The sequence below is a fragment of the Pseudomonas shahriarae genome (genome assembly GCF_014268455.2).
GTDB classification, from domain to species: Bacteria; Pseudomonadota; Gammaproteobacteria; order Pseudomonadales; family Pseudomonadaceae; genus Aquipseudomonas; species Aquipseudomonas shahriarae.
The window spans coordinates 1,529,208-1,553,955 of sequence record NZ_CP077085.1; the positions used below are offsets into that span (position 1 = coordinate 1,529,208).

Annotated in this window: 25 protein-coding genes; 16 read left to right on the plus strand and 9 right to left on the minus strand. The window is 60.3% G+C overall.

What is annotated here, in order from left to right:
- The first annotated feature begins 138 nt into the window (after positions 1 to 138).
- The 6 genes from tilS to ispD all read left to right on the plus strand — a co-directional run bounded on the left by tilS (position 139) and on the right by ispD (position 6,814).
- Entirely contained in the window at positions 139 to 1,458 is a 1,320-nt protein-coding gene (gene tilS / locus HU773_RS06780) for a tRNA lysidine(34) synthetase TilS (protein WP_057958702.1), read from the plus strand.
- A gap of 273 nt (positions 1,459 to 1,731) precedes the next feature.
- Positions 1,732 to 3,363 (plus strand): CTP synthase, encoded by a 1,632-nt coding sequence (pyrG, locus tag HU773_RS06785; protein ID WP_057439891.1) that lies wholly within the window; start codon positions 1,732 to 1,734, stop codon positions 3,361 to 3,363.
- Positions 3,364 to 3,368: 5 nt separating this feature from the next.
- Positions 3,369 to 4,214: a 3-deoxy-8-phosphooctulonate synthase gene (gene kdsA, locus HU773_RS06790; RefSeq protein WP_057439889.1), complete on the plus strand. Its 846-nt coding sequence runs from the start codon at positions 3,369 to 3,371 to the stop codon at positions 4,212 to 4,214.
- 156 nt (positions 4,215 to 4,370) lie between these two features.
- Positions 4,371 to 5,660: a phosphopyruvate hydratase gene (gene eno, locus HU773_RS06795; RefSeq protein WP_029297253.1), complete on the plus strand. Its 1,290-nt coding sequence runs from the start codon at positions 4,371 to 4,373 to the stop codon at positions 5,658 to 5,660.
- Positions 5,661 to 5,831: 171 nt separating this feature from the next.
- Complete coding sequence (gene ftsB / locus HU773_RS06800) at positions 5,832 to 6,110, plus strand: cell division protein FtsB (protein ID WP_029297251.1); 279 nt, start codon at positions 5,832 to 5,834, stop codon at positions 6,108 to 6,110.
- Complete coding sequence (gene ispD, locus HU773_RS06805; RefSeq protein ID WP_057958703.1) at positions 6,107 to 6,814, plus strand: 2-C-methyl-D-erythritol 4-phosphate cytidylyltransferase; 708 nt, start codon at positions 6,107 to 6,109, stop codon at positions 6,812 to 6,814. Before ftsB ends, ispD begins: the two co-directional genes overlap by 4 nt.
- Positions 6,815 to 6,941: 127 nt before the next feature.
- Here ispD and HU773_RS06810 read toward each other — a convergent pair whose 3' ends face one another.
- The gene (locus tag HU773_RS06810; RefSeq protein WP_038446476.1) at positions 6,942 to 7,838 is read right to left on the minus strand and encodes a LysR substrate-binding domain-containing protein; all 897 of its coding nucleotides are present in this window, start codon (positions 7,836 to 7,838) and stop codon (positions 6,942 to 6,944) included.
- A 109-nt stretch (positions 7,839 to 7,947) separates the two neighbouring features.
- Between HU773_RS06810 and HU773_RS06815 the strand changes: the two genes are divergently transcribed.
- From HU773_RS06815 to rpoS, 8 genes are all read left to right on the plus strand, one after another.
- Positions 7,948 to 9,060, plus strand: coding sequence for an S-(hydroxymethyl)glutathione dehydrogenase/class III alcohol dehydrogenase (locus HU773_RS06815; protein WP_057439887.1), 1,113 nt, complete (start codon positions 7,948 to 7,950; stop codon positions 9,058 to 9,060).
- Positions 9,061 to 9,068: 8 nt separating this feature from the next.
- On the plus strand, positions 9,069 to 9,914 hold the full coding sequence (gene fghA, locus HU773_RS06820) for an S-formylglutathione hydrolase (protein WP_057958705.1): 846 nt from the start codon (positions 9,069 to 9,071) through the stop codon (positions 9,912 to 9,914).
- A gap of 54 nt (positions 9,915 to 9,968) precedes the next feature.
- Positions 9,969 to 10,442, plus strand: coding sequence for a 2-C-methyl-D-erythritol 2,4-cyclodiphosphate synthase (gene ispF, locus HU773_RS06825; protein ID WP_029297241.1), 474 nt, complete (start codon positions 9,969 to 9,971; stop codon positions 10,440 to 10,442).
- A complete protein-coding gene (gene truD, locus HU773_RS06830) occupies positions 10,439 to 11,497 on the plus strand; it encodes a tRNA pseudouridine(13) synthase TruD (RefSeq protein ID WP_169990175.1) in 1,059 nt (352 codons plus the stop codon). The genes ispF and truD overlap by 4 nt, the downstream gene beginning before the upstream one ends.
- On the plus strand, positions 11,485 to 12,234 hold the full coding sequence (surE, locus tag HU773_RS06835) for a 5'/3'-nucleotidase SurE (protein WP_057958707.1): 750 nt from the start codon (positions 11,485 to 11,487) through the stop codon (positions 12,232 to 12,234). The genes truD and surE overlap by 13 nt, the downstream gene beginning before the upstream one ends.
- A gap of 41 nt (positions 12,235 to 12,275) precedes the next feature.
- On the plus strand, positions 12,276 to 12,911 hold the full coding sequence (locus tag HU773_RS06840) for a protein-L-isoaspartate(D-aspartate) O-methyltransferase (RefSeq protein ID WP_169865481.1): 636 nt from the start codon (positions 12,276 to 12,278) through the stop codon (positions 12,909 to 12,911).
- Positions 12,912 to 13,122: 211 nt separating this feature from the next.
- The gene (locus HU773_RS06845) at positions 13,123 to 13,956 is read left to right on the plus strand and encodes a peptidoglycan DD-metalloendopeptidase family protein (RefSeq protein ID WP_057958708.1); all 834 of its coding nucleotides are present in this window, start codon (positions 13,123 to 13,125) and stop codon (positions 13,954 to 13,956) included.
- 105 nt (positions 13,957 to 14,061) lie between these two features.
- Complete coding sequence (rpoS, locus tag HU773_RS06850; protein WP_186625578.1) at positions 14,062 to 15,066, plus strand: RNA polymerase sigma factor RpoS; 1,005 nt, start codon at positions 14,062 to 14,064, stop codon at positions 15,064 to 15,066.
- A 189-nt stretch (positions 15,067 to 15,255) separates the two neighbouring features.
- On the opposite strand, the gene HU773_RS06855 is transcribed toward rpoS, so the two are convergent.
- Entirely contained in the window at positions 15,256 to 15,465 is a 210-nt protein-coding gene (locus HU773_RS06855) for a cold-shock protein (RefSeq protein WP_002554837.1), read from the minus strand.
- 392 nt (positions 15,466 to 15,857) lie between these two features.
- Between HU773_RS06855 and dcd the strand changes: the two genes are divergently transcribed.
- Together dcd and HU773_RS06865 are read left to right on the plus strand one after the other, a co-directional pair.
- On the plus strand, positions 15,858 to 16,424 hold the full coding sequence (gene dcd, locus HU773_RS06860; protein ID WP_003219273.1) for a dCTP deaminase: 567 nt from the start codon (positions 15,858 to 15,860) through the stop codon (positions 16,422 to 16,424).
- Positions 16,425 to 16,531: 107 nt separating this feature from the next.
- Positions 16,532 to 16,729: a hypothetical protein gene (locus tag HU773_RS06865; protein WP_029297182.1), complete on the plus strand. Its 198-nt coding sequence runs from the start codon at positions 16,532 to 16,534 to the stop codon at positions 16,727 to 16,729.
- A 186-nt stretch (positions 16,730 to 16,915) separates the two neighbouring features.
- Here the strand turns inward: HU773_RS06865 and HU773_RS06870 are convergent, their stop codons facing one another.
- From HU773_RS06870 to HU773_RS06900, 7 genes are all read right to left on the minus strand, one after another.
- The gene (locus HU773_RS06870) at positions 16,916 to 17,680 is read right to left on the minus strand and encodes an ABC transporter ATP-binding protein (RefSeq protein WP_057958710.1); all 765 of its coding nucleotides are present in this window, start codon (positions 17,678 to 17,680) and stop codon (positions 16,916 to 16,918) included.
- 13 nt (positions 17,681 to 17,693) lie between these two features.
- A complete protein-coding gene (locus HU773_RS06875) occupies positions 17,694 to 18,812 on the minus strand; it encodes a succinylglutamate desuccinylase/aspartoacylase family protein (RefSeq protein ID WP_057958711.1) in 1,119 nt (372 codons plus the stop codon).
- A 9-nt stretch (positions 18,813 to 18,821) separates the two neighbouring features.
- Entirely contained in the window at positions 18,822 to 19,532 is a 711-nt protein-coding gene (locus HU773_RS06880) for an ABC transporter permease (protein WP_057958712.1), read from the minus strand.
- A complete protein-coding gene (locus tag HU773_RS06885) occupies positions 19,529 to 20,257 on the minus strand; it encodes an ABC transporter permease (RefSeq protein ID WP_057439877.1) in 729 nt (242 codons plus the stop codon). The genes HU773_RS06880 and HU773_RS06885 overlap by 4 nt, the downstream gene beginning before the upstream one ends.
- Positions 20,258 to 20,317: 60 nt before the next feature.
- Positions 20,318 to 21,100, minus strand: a complete 783-nt coding sequence (locus HU773_RS06890) for a transporter substrate-binding domain-containing protein (protein WP_057958713.1) — start codon at positions 21,098 to 21,100, stop codon at positions 20,318 to 20,320.
- A 216-nt stretch (positions 21,101 to 21,316) separates the two neighbouring features.
- Positions 21,317 to 23,758: a penicillin acylase family protein gene (locus HU773_RS06895; protein ID WP_186625576.1), complete on the minus strand. Its 2,442-nt coding sequence runs from the start codon at positions 23,756 to 23,758 to the stop codon at positions 21,317 to 21,319.
- A 229-nt stretch (positions 23,759 to 23,987) separates the two neighbouring features.
- The gene (locus HU773_RS06900; protein ID WP_115127542.1) at positions 23,988 to 24,632 is read right to left on the minus strand and encodes a glutathione S-transferase N-terminal domain-containing protein; all 645 of its coding nucleotides are present in this window, start codon (positions 24,630 to 24,632) and stop codon (positions 23,988 to 23,990) included.
- Positions 24,633 to 24,748 lie beyond the last annotated feature (116 nt).

Consider the following 24,748-nt stretch of genomic DNA (forward strand, 5'->3'; position numbering starts at 1 on the left):
GAGCGGGCTTGCCCGCGATAGCAATGTGTCAGTGCCAGATGGGTTGACTGGTACACCGCTGTCGCGGGCAAGCCCGTTCCCACATTGGCGTTGTATATGCTTGGCTAACGTATTCCAGTTTTGCGGCGGTAACGTGCGATGAAACCAACTCTAACCGCCAAACTCCTGCAAACCCTGGCCCCCTGGCGCGACGCCCCGGCCTGGCAGATCGCCTACTCCGGCGGACTCGACTCCACGGTTCTGCTGCACCTCCTTGCCGATCTGGCAAAAACCCAATCCTTGCCGCCACTGCAGGCTATCCATGTTCACCACGGCCTCCAGGTTGCGGCCGACGCGTGGCCAGCCCATTGCCAGGCGGTCTGTGATGCCGCCGGTGTGCCGCTGCGGGTCATGCGTGTGCAGGTGCCATCGGGTGCAAGCCTGGAGCGTGCGGCCCGTGACGCGCGCTACCAGGCGTTCGCCGAGGCAATCGGCCCAGGTGAGTTGCTACTCACTGGCCAGCACCGTGACGATCAGGCCGAGACCTTGCTGTTTCGCCTGCTGCGGGGCGCGGGAGTGCGGGGCCTCACCGGCATGCCCGCCCAGCGATCTTTGGGTGGGGGGCACCTGATGCGGCCGCTGCTGGAGGTGTCGCGAGCCGAACTGGAAACTTACGCCCGCGAGCAGCAGTTGAGCTGGATCGAAGACCCCTCCAACGGCGACCCACGCTTTTCCCGGAATTACCTGCGCCATCATGTGTTTCCCGTACTTACGGCGCGCTGGCCCCAGGCCGTGAATAGCCTGGCCCGTACTGCCGGGCATCTGGCGCAGGCCCAGGAGCTGCTCGATGAGTTGGCGCAACTGGATATGCAGGCCGCTCAACTGCCGTCGGCGTTTCCCTGGCTGGCGCTGCCATCGTTGGCACTTGCGCCACTGCGCGATCTTTCCGACGCTCGGCAGCGCAACGTCCTGCGCTATTGGCTGGCGCCGTTGACGGCGATGCCCGACAGCGAACATTGGGTTGGTTGGAGCGCCTTGCGCGATGCCAAGGAGGACGCGCAGCCGGTGTGGCGTTTGGCTGACGGCCAATTGCAGCGTTGCAACGATCGTATCTGGTGGATACCTACCAATTGGTCAGAGTTTTCCGACAGTCCTTTGAGCTGGTCGCACCCGCAAAACCCACTACAGTTACCTGGCAACGGGCAGTTGTATTTCAGCGGGCATGCCCCTGAAGGCCCTTTGAGCATCCGCTACCGCCAGGGCGGTGAAGTCATGGACGTGCCCGGCCGTGGCCGGCGCGACCTCAAGCGTCTGCTCAACGAAACGGCTGTACCGGGCTTTATCCGTGGCAGATTGCCGCTGCTGTACCAGGGCAGCCGTCTGGTGGCCGTGGCCAACCTGGCAGGGGCCTCGACAGGGCAGGGGGATGACTGGCAATTACATTGGGCGCCACCAACCTGCGATCAAGGTTTGAGCTGATAGCGCCTTTCCGGTAGACTACGCTCCCTTCTTGATACAACTTCTGTGGATTCTCCTGAAACACAGTTGTTGCCGATTACCAAGCAGTCTTTGCTGGGCGATTCCAAAAAATGTGTAGCGATCAACGTACCGGTGTTCCATTGCTGGTCTGTCACAACGCGGCGGTTTTTTTGAAAGGTGCACTGTGATTAATGCAGGTGATCGGGGGCTTCGGCCTTCCTTCGCTTTCCCCGGCGGCTCCGACCGCTTTAACGCAGACTTCTAGGGTTTTTCATGACGCGCTACATATTCGTCACGGGCGGTGTTGTTTCTTCATTGGGGAAAGGCATTGCCTCCGCTTCGTTGGCGGCCATCCTGGAGGCGCGGGGACTTAAGGTCACCATGCTCAAGCTGGACCCGTACATCAACGTCGACCCGGGCACCATGAGCCCGTTCCAGCACGGTGAAGTGTTCGTCACCCACGACGGCGCCGAGACCGACCTGGACCTGGGCCACTACGAGCGGTTCATCCGCACGACCATGACCCAGAACAACAACTTCACCACCGGCCGTGTCTACGAGCACGTGCTGCGCAAGGAGCGCCGTGGTGACTACCTGGGTGCAACCATCCAGGTGATCCCGCACATCACCGACGAAATCAAGCGCCGCATCATCAAGGGTGCAGGCGATGCCGACGTGGCGATGGTCGAGATCGGTGGCACCGTGGGTGACATCGAATCCCAACCGTTCCTCGAAGCCATCCGCCAGTTGCGTTTCGAAGTCGGCGCCAAGCGCGCGATGCTGATGCACCTGACCCTGGTGCCGTACATCGCCACCGCTGGCGAAACCAAAACCAAGCCTACCCAGCACTCGGTCAAGGAACTGCGTTCCATCGGCCTGCAGCCGGACGTGCTGGTATGCCGCTCCGATCACCCGATCGACATTTCCTCGCGTCGCAAGATCGCCCAGTTCACCAACGTTGAAGAACGTGCGGTGATTGCCCTGGAAGACGCCGATACCATCTACAAGATCCCAGGCATCCTGCATTCCCAGGGCCTGGATGATTTTGTGGTCGAGCGTTTCGGCCTGCAGTGCAATGGCGCGGACCTGTCCGAGTGGGAAGCGGTGGTTGACGCCAAGCTCAACCCTGAGCACGAAGTCACCATCGCCATGGTTGGCAAGTACATGGAGCTGCTGGACGCGTACAAGTCGCTGATCGAAGCGATGAGCCACGCGGGCATCAGCAACCGTACCAAGGTCAACCTGCGCTACATCGACTCCGAAGACATCGAAAACCAGGGCACCGCGCTGCTCGAAGGTGTGGATGCGATCCTCGTGCCAGGCGGTTTCGGCCTGCGTGGCGTGGAAGGCAAGATCACTGCCGTGCAGTACGCTCGTGAGAACAAGGTGCCTTACCTGGGTATCTGCCTGGGCATGCAAGTGGCCGTTATCGAGTTCGCTCGTAACGTGCTGGGCTGGAAAGACGCCAACTCCACCGAGTTCGATCACACCAGCGGCCACCCGGTCGTGGGCCTGATCACCGAGTGGGAAGATGCCACCGGCGCTGTCGAAACCCGTACCGAAAGCTCCGACCTGGGCGGCACCATGCGCCTTGGCGCACAGGATTGCCTGCTGGAGTCCGGCTCGCTGGTGCACGACTGCTACGGCAAGGACGTGATCGTCGAGCGTCACCGTCACCGTTACGAAGTGAACAACAACCTGCTGCCGCAGATCAAAGCGGCTGGCCTGAAAATCTCCGGTCGCTCCGGTGATGGCAAGCTGGTTGAAGTGGTCGAAGCCCCGGATCATCCATGGTTCGTCGCTTGCCAGTTCCACCCTGAGTTCACTTCGACGCCGCGCGACGGTCACCCGTTGTTCAGCGGTTTCGTTAAAGCAGCACTGACGCAACATCAGAAGAAGGCGTAAACCTGATGGCCCAGAAGATCATTCGCGTAGGCGACATCGAAATTGCCAACGACAAGCCCATGGTGCTGTTTGGCGGCATGAACGTGCTGGAAAGCCGCGACATGGCGATGCAGGTCTGTGAAGAGTACGTAAAGGTTACCGAGAAATTGGGTATCCCTTATGTATTCAAGGCCAGCTTCGACAAGGCGAACCGTTCGTCCGTGACCTCCTATCGCGGCCCGGGCCTTGAAGAAGGCATGCGGATCTTCCAGGACATCAAGCAAGCCTTCGGCGTGCCGATCATCACCGACGTCCACGAGCCTGAACAGGCTGGTGTGGTCGCCGAGGTATGCGACATCATCCAGTTGCCGGCCTTCCTGTCGCGCCAGACCGACCTGGTCGTCGCGATGGCCAAGACCGGCGCTGTGATCAATATCAAGAAAGCCCAGTTCCTCGCGCCCCAGGAGATGAAACACATCCTGAACAAGTGCGTGGAAGCGGGTAATGACCAGTTGATCCTCTGCGAGCGTGGTTCGAGCTTCGGCTACAACAACCTCGTGGTGGACATGCTTGGTTTCGGCATCATGAAACAGTTCGAATACCCGGTGTTCTTCGACGTGACCCATGCGCTGCAAATGCCTGGTGGTCGAGCCGATTCCGCCGGTGGCCGACGTGCCCAGGTACTGGATCTGGCCAAGGCCGGTATCAGCCAGTCCCTGGCAGGCCTGTTCCTGGAAGCCCACCCGGATCCGGACAACGCCAAGTGCGACGGTCCTTGCGCTCTGCGCCTGGACAAGCTGGAGCCATTCCTGGCCCAACTCAAGCAATTGGACGAACTGGTCAAGAGTTTTCCGACGGTAGAGACCGCGTAACCCGCGTTTCTCCGGTAAACTTTCCGCGCTTTATGCTCAGGCCCCCGGGCCTGAGTCTTGTCGTCTGCAAGCCTGCCCCGTTGTTCCACCCTTGCGGTCGGTCAAAAGATTTCCTTCAGCTGCGTCGTTTTCGTCAACTTTGGAGTGTTTACAACAATGGCAAAAATCGTCGACATCAAAGGTCGTGAAGTTCTCGACTCCCGTGGCAACCCCACCGTCGAAGCCGACGTGCTTCTCGATAACGGCATCATCGGCAGCGCCTGCGCGCCGTCCGGTGCTTCCACCGGTTCGCGCGAAGCGCTGGAACTGCGTGATGGCGACAAGAGCCGTTACCTGGGCAAGGGTGTCCTCAAGGCAGTAGCCAACATCAACGGTCCGATCCGCGACCTGTTGCTGGGCAAGGACCCGCTGGACCAGAAAGCCCTCGATCACGCGATGATCAAGCTCGACGGCACTGAAAACAAAGGCAGCCTCGGCGCCAATGCGATCCTCGCTGTATCCCTGGCAGCTGCCAAGGCTGCCGCCCAGGACCAGGACCTGCCGCTGTACGCGCACATTGCCAATCTGAACGGCACTCCGGGCGTGTACTCGATGCCAGTCCCAATGATGAACATCATCAACGGTGGCGAGCACGCAGACAACAACGTCGATATCCAGGAATTCATGGTGCAGCCAGTGGGCGCCAAGACCTTCTCCGAAGGCCTGCGCATGGGTACCGAGATTTTCCATCACCTCAAAGCGGTACTGAAGGCCCGTGGCCTGAGCACAGCAGTGGGTGACGAAGGTGGTTTTGCACCGAACCTGGCGTCCAACGAAGATGCACTGAAAGTGATCTCCGAAGCCGTGGCCAACGCTGGCTACAAGCTGGGCACCGACGTGACCCTGGCCCTGGACTGCGCGGCCAGTGAGTTCTACGAAGATGGCAAGTACAACCTGTCCGGCGAAGGCCAGGTGTTCAACTCCGAAGGTTTCGCGGAATACCTGAAGGGCCTGACCCAGCGCTACCCGATCATCTCGATCGAAGACGGCCTGGACGAGTCTGACTGGGACGGTTGGAAAATCCTTACCGACAAGATCGGCGAGAAGATCCAACTGGTCGGTGACGACCTGTTCGTGACCAACACCAAGATCCTGAAAGAAGGCATCGACAAGAAGATCGCCAACTCGATCCTGATCAAGTTCAACCAGATCGGCACCCTGACCGAAACCCTGGAAGCCATCCAGATGGCCAAGGCTGCGGGCTACACCGCCGTGATCTCCCACCGCTCCGGCGAAACCGAAGATTCGACCATTGCCGACCTGGCTGTGGGCACCTCGGCGGGCCAGATCAAAACCGGTTCCCTGTGCCGTTCCGACCGCGTTTCCAAGTACAACCAATTGCTGCGTATCGAAGAGCAACTGGGCGGAAAAGCCAAATACAACGGTCGTGGCGAGTTTCGCGGCTGAGTAGTTGATGGTAAAAAGACAAAGGATTGTGTCGGAAAACTCGCTGTAGAGTGAATTTGCGCACTAATCTGATGCCTATCAAGCACAAGCCTGGGTCTTCCAGGCTTCGTGCTATCAGTTGCTTCAAAAGTTTTGCATGGCTGTCTTTTTTCACTGGATACCCGATATTCGATGCGCAGTCCCAATTGGTTGTTCCTCGTCCTGCTCTTGCTGCTGGCTGGCCTGCAGTACCGCCTTTGGGTGGGCAATGGCAGTCTGGCGCAGGTGACCGACCTGACCCAGCAAATTGCCGCGCAGCACGCCGAGAACGAGGTGTTGCTGGAGCGCAACCGTGTGCTCGATGCCGAAGTGCTTGAGTTGAAAAAAGGCATGGAGACCGTTGAAGAGCGGGCTCGTCATGAATTGGGCATGGTCAAGGAGGGCGAAACCCTCTACCAGTTGGCCCAATGAGCGCCTGTTTGCCGGCCTTCTGGGCCGTGATTCCTGCCGCGGGCGTCGGTGCCCGTATGGCCGCGGACCGTCCCAAGCAGTATTTGCAGTTGGGCGGGCGCACTATTCTCGAACACAGCCTTGGCTGTTTTCTCGACCATCCGAGCCTCAAGGGGCTGGTGGTCAGTCTGGCGGTCGATGATCCTTACTGGCCCAACCTGGCGTGTGCTGCCGACCCGCGTATCCAACGTGCGGACGGCGGGGCAGAGCGCTCAGGCTCGGTGCTCAATGCACTGTTGCAACTCAATGCCCTGGGCGCCGGCGATGACGACTGGGTGCTGGTGCACGATGCTGCGCGGCCGAACCTGAGCCGCGAAGACCTCGACACGTTATTGGCGCAGTTGGCGGACGACCCGGTGGGTGGCTTGCTCGCCGTACCGGCCCGCGACACCCTCAAGCGTGTCGACAAGCGGGGGCGGGTGGTGGAAACCATTGACCGTAGCCTGATCTGGCAAGCCTACACCCCGCAAATGTTCCGCCTCGGCGCCTTGCACCGCGCGTTGGCCGATAGCCTGGTGGCTGATGCGCTCATCACCGATGAAGCCTCGGCCATGGAGTGGTCTGGCCAGGCGCCACGTTTGGTGGAAGGGCGTGCGGACAATATCAAGGTGACGCGGCCGGAGGATCTGGAGTGGCTTAGGTTGCGGTGGGCTAATCGCCGGTAGGCTGCTGGACCGAGGTGACTTCATCGCAGGCAATCCAGCTCCCATACCTGACCGCATTCCAACAGAGATACGCGGTCAGGTGTGGGAGCTGGCTTGCCTGCGATGAGGCCAGGCCAGGCACCCCAGATCACCCGCCATACTCCGGCCGCCCAGCCAACCCCTCCTTCAAGAACTCCACCAACTTGCGCACCTTTGGCGATAAATGCCGCTGTTGCGGATACAGCGCCCACACTGCCGTATTCGGCGGTTGATGGGCTTCAAGCAGTGAAACCAGCGCGCCGCTGTGCAAGTGCTCCAGCACGTAATAGTCCGGCAACTGGCACAACCCCACCCCTTGCAACGCCGCATCCAGCACCGCTTGCCCACTGTTGCAGCGCCAGTTTCCCTGCACGCGCTGGGAAAATTCGCGTCCGTCCTGCGCCAGCTGCCAAATATCCGAACTGCCGATCAGGCAGTTATGCCGGCTCAGTTCCGACAAGCTATGGGGGCGCCCGTACCGCTCCAGGTAGGACGGCGACGCACAGAGATACATGCGTCTCGGCGCCAGGCGGCTGGCGACCATTCGTGAATCCTGCAGGCGGCCCAGGCGAATCGCCAGGTCCAGGCCTTCATGCACCAGGTCGAGGGGGCGGTTGCTCAGTTCAATATCCACCCGCAATTGCGGATAAAGCCCCATGAAGCGTGTTACCAACGGCACGATAAAACGTTCGCCATAAGCCACGGCGCAGGTCATGCGCAACATACCCTTGGGTTCACTGGTCAGGTCGCCCACCGCGCGCAAGGCTTCTTCGCGTCCGTCTTGCAGGCGTTGGCAATGTTGCAGAAAGGTCTGCCCGGCCTCGGTCAGCGTGACGCGCCGGGTGCTGCGATAGAGCAGGCGGGTTTGCAGGCGTTCTTCCAGGCGTGCCACCTGGCGGCTGATATGGGACGAGGACACGCCCAGGCGTTCGGCGGCCGCGGTAAATTGGCTGCACTCGGCCACGGCGACGAACTCATCAATGCCTTCCCAGCGGTTTTCAAGCATGGTGATTATCCTAGTACAGCAATAATGTTTTGCTTTTGCCTGGATTATTAATCAATGAGCCATGTTTTACACTGCCCGTCTTACTTTTTAAGCCCCAGGAGAAACCCGGATGATCAAGTCACGCGCCGCTGTCGCCTTTGAAGCCAAGAAACCACTGGAGATCGTGGAAGTGGATGTCGCCATGCCCAAGGCCGGTGAAGTCCTGCTGCGCGTGGTTGCCTCCGGGGTTTGCCATACCGATGCCTACACCCTGTCGGGCGCCGATCCGGAGGGTATTTTCCCGTCGATCCTCGGCCATGAAGGCGGTGCGGTAGTGGAAGCGATTGGCGAGGGTGTGACCTCGGTAGCCGTGGGTGACCACGTGATCCCGCTGTACACCCCGGAGTGCGGCAAGTGCAAGTTCTGCCTGTCGGGCAAGACCAACCTGTGCCAGGCCATCCGCGCAACCCAGGGCAAAGGCCTGATGCCGGACGGCACTACGCGCTTCTCCTACAAGGGCCAGCCGATTTTCCACTACATGGGTACTTCGACCTTTTCCGAATACACCGTGTTGCCGGAAATCTCCGTGGCCAAGATTCCTAAAGAAGCTCCGCTGGAAAAAGTCTGCCTGCTGGGCTGCGGCGTCACCACCGGTATTGGTGCGGTGATCAACACCGCCAAGGTCAAGCCGGGCGATACCGTGGCCATCTTCGGCCTCGGCGGGATTGGCTTGTCGGCTGTGATCGGTGCAGTGAAGGCCAAGGCCGGCCGTATCATCGCCATCGACATCAACCCGGCCAAGTTTGAAATCGCCAAGCAACTGGGCGCCACCGACTGCATCAACCCGAAAGACTACGACCGGCCGATCCAGGACGTTATCGTCGATTTGACCGACGGTGGCGTGGACTTTTCCTTCGAGTGCATCGGCAATGTCCAACTGATGCGCGCGGCCCTGGAGTGCTGCCACAAAGGTTGGGGCGAGTCGGTGATCATCGGTGTCGCCGGGGCCGGCCAGGAAATTTCCACCCGTCCCTTCCAGCTGGTGACCGGTCGCGTCTGGCGCGGTTCGGCCTTCGGTGGCGTGCGTGGCCGCAGCGAGTTGCCAAGCTACGTGGAAATGGCCCAGAGCGGCGAAATCCCGTTGGATACCTTCATCACCCACACCATGGGCCTGGAAGATATCAATAAGGCGTTCGACCTGATGCATGAAGGCAAGAGCATTCGTACCGTCATCCATTTCTGAGGTCGGCCATGAGTCTGCAAAACCTGTCATGCCAGAAGAGCTTCGGCGGCTGGCATAAGCGTTACAAACATCATTCCGATGTGCTGGACTGCGACATGACCTTCGCCGTCTACCTGCCACCCCAGGCGGAGCAGGGCGGCAAGTTGCCGGTGCTGTACTGGCTGTCGGGGCTGACCTGCACCGATGAGAACTTCATGCAAAAGGCCGGCGCGCAACGTATGGCGGCCGAACTGGGAATAATCATCGTCGCGCCGGACACCAGCCCCCGTGGGCCGGGTGTACCGGGCGATCCGGAGAATGCCTGGGATTTTGGCCTGGGTGCCGGGTTTTACTTGAATGCCACGCAAGAGCCGTGGAGCAAGCACTATCGGATGCATGACTATGTAGTGCAGGAATTGCCGGCGTTGGTTGAAGCGCATTTCCCGGCTTCCGACAAGCGTGGCATCAGCGGGCACTCCATGGGCGGCCACGGTGCGCTGGTGTGTGCCTTGCGCAATCCTGGGCGCTACCAGTCGGTGTCGGCGTTCTCGCCGATCAACAATCCGATGGATTGCCCTTGGGGGCAGAAGGCTTTTTCCCGCTACCTGGGGGAAGAGCGTTCGAAGTGGCGCGAATGGGATGCCTGCGTGCTGATCAGCGAAGCCTCGGAAAAACTGCCGTTGCTGGTGGACCAAGGCGATCGCGACGACTTCCTCGCCACCCAGCTCAAGCCCGAGGCCTTGCAACAAGCCGCCAAGGCCGCCGGCCATCCGCTGGAGCTGCGCCTGCAGCCGGGTTATGACCACAGCTACTTCTTTATCGCCAGCTTCATCGAGGACCACTTGCGTCATCATGGACGTGCTTTGCTCGGTTAATGTCCGGCAAAAGTAGGTAGAATCACGCCCTGAATTAACTCGGGGCGTTTTTTTATGCGTATTGGCCACGGCTATGATGTGCACCGTTTCGCCGAAGGCGACTTCATCACCCTGGGCGGCGTGCGCATTGCGCACCACCATGGGTTGCTGGCTCATTCCGACGGCGACGTTGTGCTGCATGCCTTGAGCGATGCCTTGCTCGGCGCGGCGGCGTTGGGGGATATCGGTAAACACTTTCCGGACACCGATCCCACCTTCAAGGGCGCGGACAGTCGCGTGCTGCTGCGGCATGTGGTCGGCCTGATCCATGCCAAGGGCTGGAAGGTCGGTAATGTCGATAACACCATCGTCGCCCAGGCGCCCAAAATGGCCCCGCATATCGAGTCGATGCGCGCAGTGATTGCCGCCGATCTGCAAATAGAACTGGATCAAGTCAACGTGAAAGCCACCACCACCGAAAAACTCGGGTTTACCGGTCGAGAAGAGGGCATCGCCGTGCACTCCGTCGCCTTGTTGCTGCGCGCATGAACGACCTGCAACTGTTGGGGCCGCGGGCCTATGGTGAAGCACTGGGCAGCGCGGTACTCAAGGCGACGGCTGAGGACTTCCAGGTGGACGAGGTGCTGGATATCCCGCTGACCGGCGAAGGCGAGCACCTGTGGCTGTGGGTGGAAAAGCGTGGCCTGAACACCGAAGAGGCCGCGCGGCGCATTGCCAAGGCTGCCGGCGTGCCCTTGCGCACGGTCAGCTATGCCGGCCTCAAGGATCGCCAGGCGCTGACCCGCCAGTGGTTCAGCGTGCAACTGCCCGGCAAGGCCGATCCAGACCTGAGCGCGGCGGAAAACGACACCCTGAAGATCCTCAAGACCGCCCGCCACAAGCGCAAGTTGCAGCGTGGCGCCCATGCGGCCAACGGTTTTACCCTGCGCCTGACCCAACTGGTCGGTGACCACGCCGCGATCGATGCGCGCCTGCAACTGATCGCCCAACAGGGTATCCCCAACTATTTCGGCGCCCAGCGGTTTGGCCATAACGGCGGCAACGTCGTCGATGCCCGCGACTGGGCGACCCGCAAGGCCTTGCCGGAGCAGCGCAATGTGCGTTCGCGCCTGCTGTCGACCGCGCGCAGCTTTGTGTTCAATAAAGTGCTGGCGGCGCGGGTTGCCGATGGTTCATGGCAGCGCGCCCAGGTCGGTGACTTGCTGGCGTTCACCGACAGCCGCAGCTTTTTCCCGGCCGGGGAGGCGGAGTGCAGCGATCCGCGCCTGGCCATCCTCGACCTGCATCCCACCGGCCCGCAGTGGGGTGAAGGCGAATCGCCCGCCAGCGGCGCCACCCATGCGCTGGAGCAAACCGTCGCAGCGAGCGAAGCAGACCTGTGCGATTGGCTGGCCAAAGCCGGCATGAGTCAGGAGCGACGCATTCTGCGACTGCCCATTGGCGGGTTGACGTGGCATTATCCCGAGACTGACATTCTGCAATTGGAATTCGTCCTGCCGGCCGGATGCTTCGCCACTGTTTTGGTGCGCGAGCTTGTTGATCTGGTGCCGGTGGGGCAGACGGACAGCCCATGCGTATTCTGATATCTAACGACGACGGGGTCACCGCACCCGGCCTTGCCGCGCTTCATGCTGCGCTGGCCGATTACGCCGAGTGCGTGGTGGTTGCCCCGGACCAGGACAAAAGCGGCGCCAGCAGTTCGCTGACGCTCGACCGTCCTTTGCACCCGCAAACGTTGGCCAACGGCTTTATCAGCGTAAATGGCACGCCGACCGATTGCGTGCACCTGGCGATCAACAGTTTGCTGGTCGATGAGCCGGATTTAGTGGTTTCCGGGATCAACCTGGGCGCCAACCTGGGCGATGACGTGTTGTACTCCGGCACCGTGGCGGCGGCCCTTGAAGGGCGTTTCCTGGGACGCACGGCATTTGCCTTTTCGTTGGCGTCGCGCCAGGTGGATAACCTGGCGACCGCCGCGTACTTCGCGCGCAAACTGGTGGAGGCCCACGACACCCTGGTGCTGCCGCCACGTACAGTGCTCAACGTCAATATCCCCAACCTGCCCCTGGACCATATTCGCGGTATCCAGTTGACCCGCCTGGGCCATCGCGCCCGCGCCGCGGCACCGCTGAAAGTGGTCGATCCCCGTGGCAGGGAAGGCTACTGGATTGCTGCAGCGGGCGACGCCGAGGATGGCGGGCCGGGCACGGACTTTCATGCGGTGATGCAAGGTTATGTTTCGATTACCCCGTTACAACTTGATCGCACCTTCAATGATGCCTTCGGTGGTCTCGATCCCTGGCTGGAGGGGCTGCGCTGATGGCTCGTGAACAGGACGACCTGTTGCGCCGTGGCATCGGCATGACCTCCCAGCGCACCCGTGAGCGATTGATCCAGCGGCTCTACGAAGAGGGGCTGTCCAACGCCCAGGTGTTGGAAGTCATCCGTCGTACCCCGCGTCATCTGTTTGTCGATGAGGCCCTGGCCCATCGCGCCTATGAAGACACCGCGCTGCCCATTGGCCATAACCAGACCATCTCCCAGCCCTACATGGTGGCGCGCATGAGCGAGCTGCTGCTGGCGGCGGGTCCGCTGGACAAAGTGCTGGAAATCGGCACCGGCTCCGGCTACCAGACCGCCGTGCTCTCGCAGTTGGTGGAGCGGGTGTTTTCCGTCGAGCGGATCAAGGTCCTGCAGGACCGGGCCAAGGAGCGCCTGGTGGAATTGAACCTGCGCAATGTGGTGTTTCGCTGGGGGGACGGCTGGGAGGGCTGGCCGGCATTGGCGCCCTATAACGGCATCATCGTGACGGCCGTGGCCACGGATGTGCCTCAGGCGCTTCTCGACCAACTGGCCCCGGGTGGGCGCCTGGTGATTCCGGTCGGGTCGGGTGAAGTGCAGCAACTGATGTTGATTGTGCGCGAAGAAGAAGGTTTTTCGCGGCATGTCCTGGGGGCAGTGCGTTTTGTGCCGTTACTTAATGGGCCGCTGGCCTGATCATTTATGACGGCGCACTGAATTCTATTGCCGGGTATGTGTCTTACAGCGGGGTTCATTGAGTCAACATCAAGTTGGGTAGTTACTTAACGAGATGAATTTTTCGTTTCTACCTTGTTGCCGGTTAAAGTCCGGCAGCCAGTTATACTGGCGACATATTTCAAGCCTGATACAGGCGTTCATGTTTCAGCCACCACAAAGGGAGCGGCGGGTGAGTCTCACAGTCATTGCGCAGCGTATGAGTAAAACGAGCTTTCAGCGACTGGTGATTGGCCTTGTCTTGAGTTCCTTGTTGGCTGCCTGTTCCAACACAGGCGGCGGGGCACGGGTCGTCGACCGCAATAGCGCGGCACCGCAGCGGCCTACGGTGACCACCGGGCAGTACGTGGTGCGCAAGGGCGATACTATGTTCTCGATCGCCTTCCGTTATGGTTGGGATTACAAGGCGCTGGCCGCGCGGAACAACATCCCGGTGCCCTATACGATACATCCGGGGCAAACGATACGTTTCGATGGGCGCACGGGTTCGGCACCCACGGCAGTTGTGACAAAATCCGGTTCCTCGGCTTCTTCTTCCAGCAAGACGACGGTCTTCACCCGGCCTGCAGGCACCGCTGCGCCGGCGGCTGCGAGGAAGCCGGCACCCGCGCCGTTGCCACCTGTGGGGCCTGCGCCGAAGGGTTGGGGATGGCCCTCAAATGGCATTCTTATTGGAAAATTCTCTTCAAACGGTAGTTTGAATAAAGGCATTGATATCGCCGGGGATTTGGGACAGCCTGTTTTAGCTGCGTCTGATGGGACTGTTGTATACGCCGGGAGTGGTTTACGGGGCTACGGCGAATTGGTCATCATCAAACACAGCGATACCTACGTCAGTGCCTACGGTCATAACCGCAGGTTGTTGGTTCGGGAGGGGCAGCAAGTCAAAGTCGGACAGACAATTGCCGAGATGGGGTCAACTGGTACAGACCGGGTGAAACTGCACTTTGAGATTCGCCGCCAAGGTAAGCCTGTAGATCCACTGCAATTCCTACCCCGGCGTTGATGTGTTGTCAGCCTGTTCCCTCACGTAGAAGGAACAGGCTCCAGCGTTGCCAAGGATAAAGGCGTCGCTTGAGCTTGAGGTCGAACTCACCAAAGGACTATAACAATGGCTCTCAGTAAAGAAGCGCCGGAGTTTGACATCGACGATGAGGTTCTCCTTATGGAGACCGGCATCGGTGCGGATTCGATGTCGAATGAGGGACCCGCTGTACCTTCAGTTCGTACCAAGTCCAAAAACTCCACAGCGTTAAAACAGCATAAGTACATTGATTACACCCGGGCGCTCGATGCGACCCAGTTGTATCTCAATGAAATCGGCTTTTCCCCCTTGCTCACTCCCGAAGAAGAAGTCCATTTTGCGCGACTGTCGCAAAAGGGTGATCCTGCTGGGCGCAAGCGCATGATTGAAAGCAATCTGCGACTGGTGGTGAAAATCGCCCGACGCTATGTCAATCGTGGGCTGTCCCTGTTGGACTTGATCGAAGAGGGCAACCTCGGCCTGATCCGGGCAGTGGAGAAGTTTGACCCCGAGCGGGGTTTTCGCTTCTCGACCTACGCTACCTGGTGGATTCGCCAGACCATCGAACGGGCAATCATGAATCAGACCCGGACCATCCGGTTGCCGATTCATGTCGTCAAGGAGCTTAACGTGTACCTGCGGGCAGCACGTGAGCTCACTCAAAAGCTGGATCATGAACCATCGCCTGAAGAGATCGCCAACCTGCTGGAAAAACCGGTGGGAGAGGTCAAGCGCATGCTGGGTCTTAATGAGCGTGTGTCTTCGGTCGATGTCTCGCTGGGTCCGGATTCCGATAAAACCCTGCTGGACACCCTGACGGATGACCGACCAACGGATCCGTGTGAGCTGTTGCAGGACGATGACTTGTCGCAGAGCATCGACCAATGGCTTTCGGAGCTGACGGACAAGCAGCGCGAAGTGGTGATTCGCCGCTTCGGTCTACGTGGCCATGAGAGCAGTACCCTGGAGGATGTTGGCCTGGAGATCGGCTTGACCCGCGAGCGGGTGCGGCAGATCCAGGTTGAGGGTCTCAAGCGTTTGCGGGAGATCCTGGAGAAGAATGGCTTGTCGAGTGAGTCGTTGTTTCAGTAACGGCTTGTAAGGTAGCTATGAGAACGCCCGGTGCATGGGAATGCACCGGGCGTTTTGCGTTGTGGGAGCCCGGCTTGCCGACGATGGCGACCTTGAGGGCGGCTCTCGCTGGCAAGGGCAGCATCAAATTCCAGGCATAAAAAAACCCCGCTTTTAAGGGCGGGGTTCTTTCGACTAAGTCAGTACAAGTTAGATAACTTGAACTTCTTCAGCTTGCATGCCTTTCTGACCGCGGGTAGCGATGAAAGAAACCTGTTGGCCTTCTTTCAGGCTTTTGAAGCCGTCGGATTGGATAGCTTTGAAGTGAACGAACAGGTCGTCACCGGATTGTGGAGTGATGAAGCCGAAGCCTTTTTCATCGTTGAACCACTTAACGGTACCAGTTTGGCGATTAGACATGGTGTATCTCCTTGGACAAAGTTAACTGCGACTCAGGAAAAGCCCTGGCCGAGACTGAGTGCAAAGAGCAGGAAAAATTCTTGGAGATGGTTGGATCGAAATTCAACATATCGTGTAGAGATTCTCAGTGACACAAGCAGCACAGTGGCGCCACCTTAACCCTTTTTCCGGAACGTGCCAATGGTATTTCCGAAGGTTTCTCTATTTTCGTGACTGGCGGTGCCTTTTACAGGCCTGCGGCCCTTTAATTCAGGGGCAGGGCCCGCCCCATACGGCTGACAGTGATCGGGCGCAACTTAATCAAGAAAAACCCCCGCGTCCTTTGAACCGCGAGGCCAGCCCCGGTAAGATGCCCAACAGAATTTTCCACCTCGCTATTCAGGACACCCGCCATGAGCATCAAATCGGACAAGTGGATTCGCCGCATGGCGCAAGAGCACGGCATGATCGAACCCTTCGTCGAGCGCCAGATGCGCGGAGAGGGCGCCGAGCGCCTGATTTCGTTCGGGGTTTCCAGCTATGGCTACGATGTGCGTTGCGCCGATGAGTTCAAGGTGTTCACCAACATCAACTCGGCCACCGTCGATCCGAAAAATTTCGATGAAAAGAGTTTCGTCGATGTGAAGAGCGACGTGTGCATCATCCCGCCAAACTCCTTTGCCCTGGCGCGCACTGTCGAGTTCTTCCGTATTCCGCGCAATGTGCTGACCATCTGCCTGGGCAAGAGCACCTACGCGCGCTGCGGCATTATCGTCAACGTGACTCCGCTTGAGCCGGAATGGGAAGGCCACGTGACCCTGGAGTTTTCCAACACCACCACCTTGCCGGCCAAGATCTACGCCAATGAAGGCGTCGCACAGATGCTGTTCTTCGAATCCGACGAAGAGTGCGAAGTGTCCTATAAAGACCGTGGCGGCAAGTACCAGGGCCAGCGCGGCGTCACCCTGCCACGCACCTGATCGAAACGTCTTACAGGGCAAGGGAATTTGTCAGCGGGCAGGCACTCTATTGGGAGTACTGCCTCGGCGCGTGCACAGCGCGCCGAGCCACGCTTGAGGAGTACCCTATGAAGATCGACCCGCGAATCAGCGCCGAACTTGCCCGGCTTGAACCCAACCAGATTGGTGTTCTGGCCTGGTCCCTGATGGCCGACCCCGCCGCCGGCGGCATCCCTGGCCAGCCTGACCCCGATACCCCGGAACAACCTACCGAGCCTGGTGTGCCGACCCTGCCGGATGAGCCACCACCCGCGCCAGTGGCCTGACAGGCCTCCACAAACCGCTGGTAGCTTTTGTGGTGGCGAGCGGGCTTGCCCGCGTTGGGCTGCGCAGCAGCCCTGAAACCTGGCGCCGCGGTGTATCTGAAGACAGGCGGCAACGTTACAGGGGCTGCTACGCAGCCCGACGCGGGCAAGCCCGCTCGCCACAGTAAGGCCTCTTGCCTTGGCCTCTTACTTCAGATTGCCACTTAGAAACTGCCGCAAACGCTCGCTTTTCGGGTTGCCCAGCACGTCTTCCGGCGTGCCTTCCTCCTCCACCAGCCCGTGGTGCAAAAACAGCACCTGGCTGGAAACCTTGCGCGCAAAACTCATCTCGTGGGTCACCATGATCATGGTCCGCCCCTCTTCAGCCAGGCCCTGGATCACCTTCAGCACTTCGCCCACCAGTTCCGGGTCGAGGGCCGATGTCGGCTCGTCGAACAGCATCACCTCCGGCTCCATCGCCAGGGCGCGTGCGATCGCCACTCGCTGTTGCTGGCCCCCCGAGAGGAACGCCGGATACTGCTCGGCCACCCGTGCCGGCAGCCCTACCTTCTCCAGATAACGCCGGGCACGGTCCTCGGCGTCCTTTTTGCTGCAGCCCAGGACCCGGCGGGGGGCCATGCTGATGTTTTCCAGCACGCTCATATGGCTCCACAGGTTGAAGTGCTGGAACACCATCGCCAGGCGGGTGCGCAGGCGCTGTAGCTCGGCTTCGTCGGCCACGCGCATGCCGTGGCGGTCGCTGACCATACGGATCGGCTGGCCATCCAGGCTAATGGCGCCGTCATTGGGTTGTTCAAGAAAGTTGATGCAACGCAGGAAGGTACTTTTCCCCGAGCCGCTGGCGCCGATCAGGCTGATCACATCACCGCTTTTGGCCTTTAGCGAAACACCTTTGAGCACTTCATGGTCGCCATAGCTTTTATGCAGGCCTTCAACGGTCAGTTTGTACATGGGGCGTGCATCCTCAAGGCGATAGTAAATAGCCGCTGCGATAGGGCGTAAGGCCGGCGACATGGGCAATCACCATGCCGGCCGTGGCCATGCGCCGTAGCGAGCGGGCGTACATCAGGCCGGCATGGCGGCAGTGAACGGGGGTGACGCGGTCGTGAATGGGGTCAATGACCTCGGCGACCAACTGCCCGGCCTCCAGGTATTCTCCTGGCAGCGCGTGGAACACCAGCAAGCCACCTAGCGGGGTTGCCACCGGTTCGACGGCAGCCAGCGGCGTGGCGGGGTAGGGCAAGTCGGGCAGGGGTGCAGGTTCGCCGCTGATGGCGCCAAATCGGATCAGATAGTCGATGATCGCCTGGCAATCGAGACTGGCCAGGCCGTGATTGACATCGCCTTGGCCGCGCAACTCCAGGGTCACGGAAAAACTGCCCTGGGGAATCTCGAAGCGCTCGCCAAAACGTTGCTGCAATTGCCACCAGAGCAGGGTGAAACACTCATCGAAGGATTGCCCCCCGGAATCGGTGGCCAGCAGGCAGGCTTCGGCGCCGATGTAACGGGCCAGCGGCTCGACCTGCGGCCAGGCCTCGGGCGTGGTGTAAAGGTGGGCGACGGCTTCGAAGTCGCAATGCAGGTCCAGCACCATATCGGCATCACAGGCCAGGCGTTGCAGCACCAGGCGCTGGGATTGCAGCTGCGTGGCCGGTACATGGCGGTCGAGGGCCTGGCGCAGGCTGTCGCGGATCAGCGCGACGTTGCGCCTTGGATCATCCCCCAGCCGGCCCTCGACCTGATTGCCGACCTCGTCACTGAGGTCGACAAACAGGCGATTGAAATTCTGCCCGCTCTCCAGCTCGTAGCGGCCCAGGGGAATGTCCATCAGCACTTGCTCCAGGCCCACTGGATTGGCCACCGGCACCAGCACGATTTCGCTGCGCAGGCGGCCGGCTGCAGCCAGTTCCGCCAGGCGTACCTTCAAGTGCCAGGCCACCAGCATGCCGGGCAGTTCGTCGGCGTGCAGCGAGGATTGGATGTAGATTTTGCCTTCGGCCTGCTCTGGCCCGAAGTGAAAGCTGTGGATCTGCCGTGCCGTGCCTGGCACGGGGGCGAGGAGGGGATGAATCTGTTGCCGCATAGGGGCTCCTTAATGGCTCGGCCCGAGAAAGGCCAGCCAGCGCCGCTCCGCCAGACGAAACAGACCGACCAGGGCAAAGGTCACGGTCAGGTAGATCAGCGCAGCGATACCAAACGATTGGAAAGTCAGGAAGGTGGCCGAGTTGGCGTCCCGGGCGACTTTGAGGATGTCCGGGATCGTCGCGGTAAAGGCTACCGTCGTCGAGTGCAGCATCAGGATCACTTCATTACTGTAGTACGGCAATGAACGGCGCAGGGCCGACGGCATGATCACGTAGGCGTAGAGTTTCCAGCCGCTCAGGCCATAGGCTTTCGCCGCTTCGACCTCACCATGGGCCATGCTGCGGATGGCTCCGGCGAAGATTTCCGTGGTGTAGGCGCAGGTGTTGAGGGCAAAGGCCAGAAGGGTGCAGTTCATCGCGTCGCGAAAAAACGCATCCAGCAATGGTTGTGCGCGAACCGCAGCGAGGCTGTAGATACCGGTGTAGCAGATCAGCAGCTGGATATAGAGCGGTGTGCCGCGAAACAGGTAGGTGTAGAACTGCACCGGCCAACGGACCCAGCGCTTGGGTGAGACGCGGGCGATGGACAGTGGGATCGACACCACGAAACCCATGCAGATCGAGGCCGTGAGCAGCCACATCGTCATGGCCAGGCCGCTCATATGGTTGCCATCGCTGTAGAGGAAAGGCCGCCAGTACTCCTGCAACAGTTCGATCATCGCACGGCCTCCCGTGAGCCGGCGGCGTAACGGGCTTCCAGCCTGCGCAGGACGAAGTTTGATGCGCTGGTAATGGCCAGGTAGATCAAGGCCGCCACTACCAGGAAAAAGAACAGTTGGTAGGTACTTTTGCCGGCATCCTGGGCAGCCTTGACCACGTCGGCCAGGCCGATGATCGACACCAGCGCCGTAGCCTTGAGCATCACCATCCAGTTATTGCCAATGCCCGGCAAGGCGAAGCGCATCATTTGCGGGAAGGTCACGTAGCGAAAGCGCTGCCCGCGCTTGAGGCCATAGGCCGTGGCGGCCTCGAGCTGGCCGCGGGGCACGGCGAGGATCGCGCCGCGAAAAGTCTCGGTGAAATACGCACCGTAGATAAAGCCCAGGGTAATCACCCCGGCGCCGAACGGGTTGATCTCGATGTATTCCCATTCCATGTAGTCGGTGAAGCTGGTCAGCCAGGTTTGCAGGCTGTAGAAAATCAACAGCATCAGCACCAGGTCCGGCACGCCGCGAATCAAGGTGGTGTACAGCTGCGCGGGAATGCGCAACAGCGCCAGGCTCGACAACTTGGCGCTGGCGCCGATCAGTCCCAGCAGCACGCTGACGGCCAGGGACAGCACCGACAGCTTGATGGTCATCCAGGTGCCTTGCAGCAACAGCGGGCCAAACCCTTTCAAGCTGAACGCGCCAAGCCCGAGGGTCTGCAACAGGTCTTCAAACATGGGGTACGCCTTTGGCAATCGGTAGTGCGCCCACCCCTTGGAGCGGCGGGCGCCGCAGCGTTATTTGCCGCTGTACAGGTTCAGATCGCCGAAGTGTTTTTTCTGGATGGTGGCGTAGGTGCCATCATCGTGTAACGCTTTGATACCTTTATCCAGAAGGGCTTTGAGCTCTTTGTTACCTTTTGCGATGCCGACTGCGGTCTTGGAGGGCAGCAATTCGCTGTCTACGGGCTTGCTGACTTCATAGCCCGCCCCTTGTGGCGATTTCAGAAAGCCCAGTTCGGCCTGCAGCATGTCCTGGATCGACGCATCCAGGCGGCCCGAGGTCAGGTCGGCATAGACTTGGTCCTGGTTCTGGTAGGCCTGGGTTTTCACTCCGGCCTTGTCCAGCACAGCCTTGGCGTAGGCTTCCTGGATGGTGCCTTGTTCATAGCCGACGGTCTTGCCCTTGAGAGAGGCGATGTCTTCGCTCAGGCCCGAGCCTTTCTTGAATACATAGGAGGTCGGCCCGGAAAACAGCTCGCTGGAGAAGTCGATGACCTTCTCGCGGGCCGGGGTCACGGTCATGGACGAAATCACACCGTCGAACTTCTTGGCTTTCAGGCCCGGGATCATGCCGTCAAAGTCACTTTCCACCCACTTGCAGGTGACCTTCAGCTCCGCACAAATGGCATTGCCCAGGTCGATATCGAAGCCCACCAGGCTGCCGTCGGCGGCCTTGGATTCAAATGGCGCATAGGAAGGGTCCACACCAAAACGCAATTCTTTGTATTCCTTGGCCAAGGCGGTACCGGCGGCCATGCACAGTGCGAGTGCAGAAAGGGTCAGCAATGCTTTTTTCATTATGTAATCCCTGGGAACCAAGATAAGCGCTTGTGGCGCGATTAGGACTGTTACTGAACGGTGTCAGACGAATCGCAAGTAGCAATTTCTGCACCATAGTTCTGAACAGTCTTTTTAATTGGCGGGATTACACGAAGGGTAACGTAGGAAGCGCCCGATATCGGGCGCTAAAAATCTTCAGCACCATCGCAGTGCGGGCGGGGCGCCTACGTGGGATTACTTTCCCGGAACCAGGGTCAGACGAGTCTTGCCATACACCTTTTCAAAGTTCTGTGGCTGCATCGGGAAGCTCAGGTATTGCGCCTTGAGCCACGGATCAATGCCATTGGCATAGTTCGGGCTGGCAGGGTTGCCGGATTGGCCGATCCCGCCTTGACCCATCATCGGTTCCACCTGGCCGAAATCGACAATCATGCGCAGGGCCTGGACTTGGCTGGTGGCGAAATCCTGCCCCCAATTGTAAGGCGTTGCGTTCAACGTACTGTGATCGCCGCCGGCTGCCAATGGGCCGCGAATCGTCTGGCCGCCGGTGTTTTTCCAGGTGTAGCTGTGCAGTTTGCCCCATTGCCAGGCCTTGTGATCTGCGCCCAACTGGCTGTCGCCGGCGGTGATTGCAGCAGCCAGGCTGCGGGCGAGAATCGCCGGTTTGTCTTCTTTGCCAGGGGTGCGCAGGTCGTCCCAGAACGGGCTGTCTTCACGCCCCAGCAGATGGTCGGCCTGGGCCGCGTAGGACAGGTTGGCGTTGCTGACAAAGGCTTTCCAGGTGGCGCTGGATTCCGGGCCCAGCTCGTCGAGGAAAATCTGCCTGGCGCTTTCCTGCAGGAACAGTTGGTAGATCGCGGCGTCGGCCGAGGTGGCTGCCAGCCGCCCGTCGAACGCCATCAGGCGGCCCAGGGCCTGCTGCGCCTTGGCCCGCTCAGCGGCAGGCAGGGCATCAATCGCCTGCTTCAGTGGCTGGGCCATGCCCGGCGCCTGGAACATGCTTTTGAGTTTGGCGGCGAACAGCGTGGTCTGGTCGTACTGCATGGCGATCACGCTGCGGCTGTCGTGCTTGCCGTTGCCGGCCAGTTGCGCCAGGCGTTCGCTGCGCTCCGGCGCGGCCCAGGAGTTGGACAGTTGCATGCCGTAGCCGTGGGGCACCGTACGCTGGTTGGCCGTGCCGACCCAGCCCTGTGGCGGGTCCTGGTCATAGGGATGCAGCATCGCATCGGCGTAGCCGTCCCAGTCAAAGCGCCCGTCCCAGCCCGGCGAGGGCAGCAGGCCTTCACCTTCGCGGCGGTTGGGGAACCGCCCGGTGACCTGCCAGCCGATATTGCTGGCGTCGGCAAATACCATGTTCAGGGCGATGGCCCGAATCTCGCGGCTGGCGTCCGAGGCTTTTTCCACATTCTGCGCCCGGGACAGGTCGAAAAACGCATCCAGGCTCTTGTCGTCCTTGAAACTGGCGGTTTGCAGGGCCAGGCCGTAACCGCTGGTCAGCGACTGGGCGCTGTTGAGCAACGGTCCGTGGCGGGTTTCGTACACCGCCTCGCGAATCGGCCGCTGGCCCTTGGCGAAGAAGGTTTCGTTACGCACGATTGTCGGCAGCCATTTGCCGTTGTGCTCGTAGTACAGCGCGCTGCCCTGGCGTTTGACCTTCTCCAGGAACAGGTCCTGGGTATCGCCGGACACCTGGCTCATGCTCCACGCCACCTTGCCGTTGAAACCGGACAGCAAGGTAGGAATCCCGGCAATCGACACCCCGACCGCCTGGTATTTCGGCGCGCGGATTTGTACGAAATTCCACAGGGACGGCGCCTGCATAGGCGTAGACAGGTCGTTGGCCAACAGGCTGCGACCACTGCGGCTGCGTTGCGGGGCGATGGCCCAGTTGCTGGAGGTGGAAACCCCAAGGGTGTTAAGGCTGCCCAGGTGTTCGTTGATGCTGTTGAGCGTGGCAAGGCCGGGAATCTGCCCGAGATTGACGCCCTTGAGCTTGTCGGACTCCGCCACAGGCAGCGGTTCGTCCGGGTAGCTTGGGGTCAGCCAGGCGAGTTTGTCGGCGCCGACTTTTTGCGCCAGTACCAGGGCGGACAACTCTTCCTGCAGGTTGGCCGACTCACTGAAATTCAGCAGGCAAAACAACAGCGCCGAGTCCTCCGGCTTCCAGTACTCGGGCTTGTAGCCAGTCTGGGCCAGGTCCGTCGGCAGTTTGTCGCGGTAGCGGAACAGGTAGGCGTTGACCCCGCGGGCATACACTTCAAAGAAGCGCTTGAGGCGCGGCGACGAGGCGTTGTACAGCTCGCTGGCGCTTTTCTTCAGGTTGACGGCGCGCATGAAGCGGTCGACATCCAGCACGTCCGGACCGGACATCTCCGCCAGTCGGCCCTGGGCCAACAGGCGCAGGGTAACCATCTGGTTGATTCGGTCGCTGGCGTGCACATAACCGAGGGTGAACAGTGCGTCGTGGAAGGTATTGCTTTCAATCAGCGGCATGCCCTGGCTGTTACGCCGTACGGAAACATTCTGCGCCAGGCCCTTGAGCGGCTGCACGCCGGAAACGGGGGGCAGGGTGTCCTGGCTGTTCAGGGACTGGCAACCGGCCAGGCCCAAGGCACTGGCCACTGCCGCGGCAACGCCGAACCGGGGAAGAAAACGTGAAAGGGCTGGCGAGGCCATGGCAAAGCTCCTGCGGGGGGTAGCGTCAGTAAAGGCGCTACGTTAGTGAGCGCGGCGAACCGACGCAAGCGGGAGGCGATGCTAATTTTCAGGATTTGATTGAGCACATGTGCGAGCTGTCGAGCTTTAGCCAGGCTGCGATAGGAGCATCGTGCTGTATCTGGCAGCCCCAGCGCCTGCATCGCAGCCTCGCCGGGGGCTCGACAGCTCCCACAGGGGGGAGCGTGCATCAGGGTTTCGGCGGGTTGACCTTCTGCACCAGGTCATAGGCTCGCACTGTCGCCGGGCGTTCCTTGATCAGGTTGAACCAGCGATGCAGGTGGGGGAAATCTTCCAGGCGCTGGCTCTGCCATTTGTGGGACACGATCCACGGGTAGATCGCCATATCGGCAATGCTGTAGGTCTCGCCGGCAACGAAGCTGCGGTCCGCCAGGCGCCGGTCGAGCACGCCATAGAGGCGCGCGGTTTCATCGACGTAGCGTTTGATCGCGTAGGGGATTTTTTCCGGGGCGAACTGGCTGAAATGGTGATTCTGCCCGGCCATCGGGCCCAGGCCGCCCATTTGCCAGAACAACCATTGCAGCACTTCCTGGCGACCGCGCAGGTCCTTGGGCAGGAACTGGCCGGTTTTTTCCGCGAGGTACAGCAGGATGGCTCCGGATTCGAACAGCGAAATCGGCGCGCCACCGTCGCTCGGGTGCTGGTCGACAATGGCAGGAATGCGGTTGTTGGGAGCGATCTTCAGGAAGTCTGGCTTGAACTGGTCGCCCTGGCCGATGTTGATCGGGTGCACCTCGTAGGGCAGGCCTGCTTCTTCCAGGAACAACGAAATCTTGTGACCGTTGGGGGTGGTCCAGTAATACAGGTCGATCATGAAGCTCTCCAGGATTGGTGATGCTTGAACGGGCAGGACGCCCGCTGATGTGCCTGTAGGTATAGGTAGTGCTCAGCTACCGAAAATTCAATGAAATATTTGCGTCTAACGATAGA

What these genes read in the sequence shown, in the direction of transcription:
- HU773_RS06855 (WP_002554837.1), bottom strand. Translation starts at nt 15,465, where the DNA reads ATGTCTAATCGCCAAACTGGTACCGTTAAGTGGTTCAACGATGAAAAA.
- eno (WP_029297253.1), top strand. Translation starts at nt 4,371, where the DNA reads ATGGCAAAAATCGTCGACATCAAAGGTCGTGAAGTTCTCGACTCCCGT.
- HU773_RS06895 (WP_186625576.1), bottom strand. Translation starts at nt 23,758, where the DNA reads ATGGCCTCGCCAGCCCTTTCACGTTTTCTTCCCCGGTTCGGCGTTGCC.
- tilS (WP_057958702.1), top strand. Translation starts at nt 139, where the DNA reads ATGAAACCAACTCTAACCGCCAAACTCCTGCAAACCCTGGCCCCCTGG.
- HU773_RS06875 (WP_057958711.1), bottom strand. Translation starts at nt 18,812, where the DNA reads ATGCGGCAACAGATTCATCCCCTCCTCGCCCCCGTGCCAGGCACGGCA.
- ftsB (WP_029297251.1), top strand. Translation starts at nt 5,832, where the DNA reads ATGCGCAGTCCCAATTGGTTGTTCCTCGTCCTGCTCTTGCTGCTGGCT.
- ispF (WP_029297241.1), top strand. Translation starts at nt 9,969, where the DNA reads ATGCGTATTGGCCACGGCTATGATGTGCACCGTTTCGCCGAAGGCGAC.
- HU773_RS06815 (WP_057439887.1), top strand. Translation starts at nt 7,948, where the DNA reads ATGATCAAGTCACGCGCCGCTGTCGCCTTTGAAGCCAAGAAACCACTG.
- surE (WP_057958707.1), top strand. Translation starts at nt 11,485, where the DNA reads ATGCGTATTCTGATATCTAACGACGACGGGGTCACCGCACCCGGCCTT.
- HU773_RS06840 (WP_169865481.1), top strand. Translation starts at nt 12,276, where the DNA reads ATGACCTCCCAGCGCACCCGTGAGCGATTGATCCAGCGGCTCTACGAA.
- HU773_RS06880 (WP_057958712.1), bottom strand. Translation starts at nt 19,532, where the DNA reads ATGATCGAACTGTTGCAGGAGTACTGGCGGCCTTTCCTCTACAGCGAT.
- dcd (WP_003219273.1), top strand. Translation starts at nt 15,858, where the DNA reads ATGAGCATCAAATCGGACAAGTGGATTCGCCGCATGGCGCAAGAGCAC.
- HU773_RS06885 (WP_057439877.1), bottom strand. Translation starts at nt 20,257, where the DNA reads ATGTTTGAAGACCTGTTGCAGACCCTCGGGCTTGGCGCGTTCAGCTTG.
- pyrG (WP_057439891.1), top strand. Translation starts at nt 1,732, where the DNA reads ATGACGCGCTACATATTCGTCACGGGCGGTGTTGTTTCTTCATTGGGG.
- ispD (WP_057958703.1), top strand. Translation starts at nt 6,107, where the DNA reads ATGAGCGCCTGTTTGCCGGCCTTCTGGGCCGTGATTCCTGCCGCGGGC.
- truD (WP_169990175.1), top strand. Translation starts at nt 10,439, where the DNA reads ATGAACGACCTGCAACTGTTGGGGCCGCGGGCCTATGGTGAAGCACTG.
- HU773_RS06810 (WP_038446476.1), bottom strand. Translation starts at nt 7,838, where the DNA reads ATGCTTGAAAACCGCTGGGAAGGCATTGATGAGTTCGTCGCCGTGGCC.
- kdsA (WP_057439889.1), top strand. Translation starts at nt 3,369, where the DNA reads ATGGCCCAGAAGATCATTCGCGTAGGCGACATCGAAATTGCCAACGAC.
- HU773_RS06890 (WP_057958713.1), bottom strand. Translation starts at nt 21,100, where the DNA reads ATGAAAAAAGCATTGCTGACCCTTTCTGCACTCGCACTGTGCATGGCC.
- HU773_RS06900 (WP_115127542.1), bottom strand. Translation starts at nt 24,632, where the DNA reads ATGATCGACCTGTATTACTGGACCACCCCCAACGGTCACAAGATTTCG.
- HU773_RS06870 (WP_057958710.1), bottom strand. Translation starts at nt 17,680, where the DNA reads ATGTACAAACTGACCGTTGAAGGCCTGCATAAAAGCTATGGCGACCAT.
- HU773_RS06865 (WP_029297182.1), top strand. Translation starts at nt 16,532, where the DNA reads ATGAAGATCGACCCGCGAATCAGCGCCGAACTTGCCCGGCTTGAACCC.
- rpoS (WP_186625578.1), top strand. Translation starts at nt 14,062, where the DNA reads ATGGCTCTCAGTAAAGAAGCGCCGGAGTTTGACATCGACGATGAGGTT.
- fghA (WP_057958705.1), top strand. Translation starts at nt 9,069, where the DNA reads ATGAGTCTGCAAAACCTGTCATGCCAGAAGAGCTTCGGCGGCTGGCAT.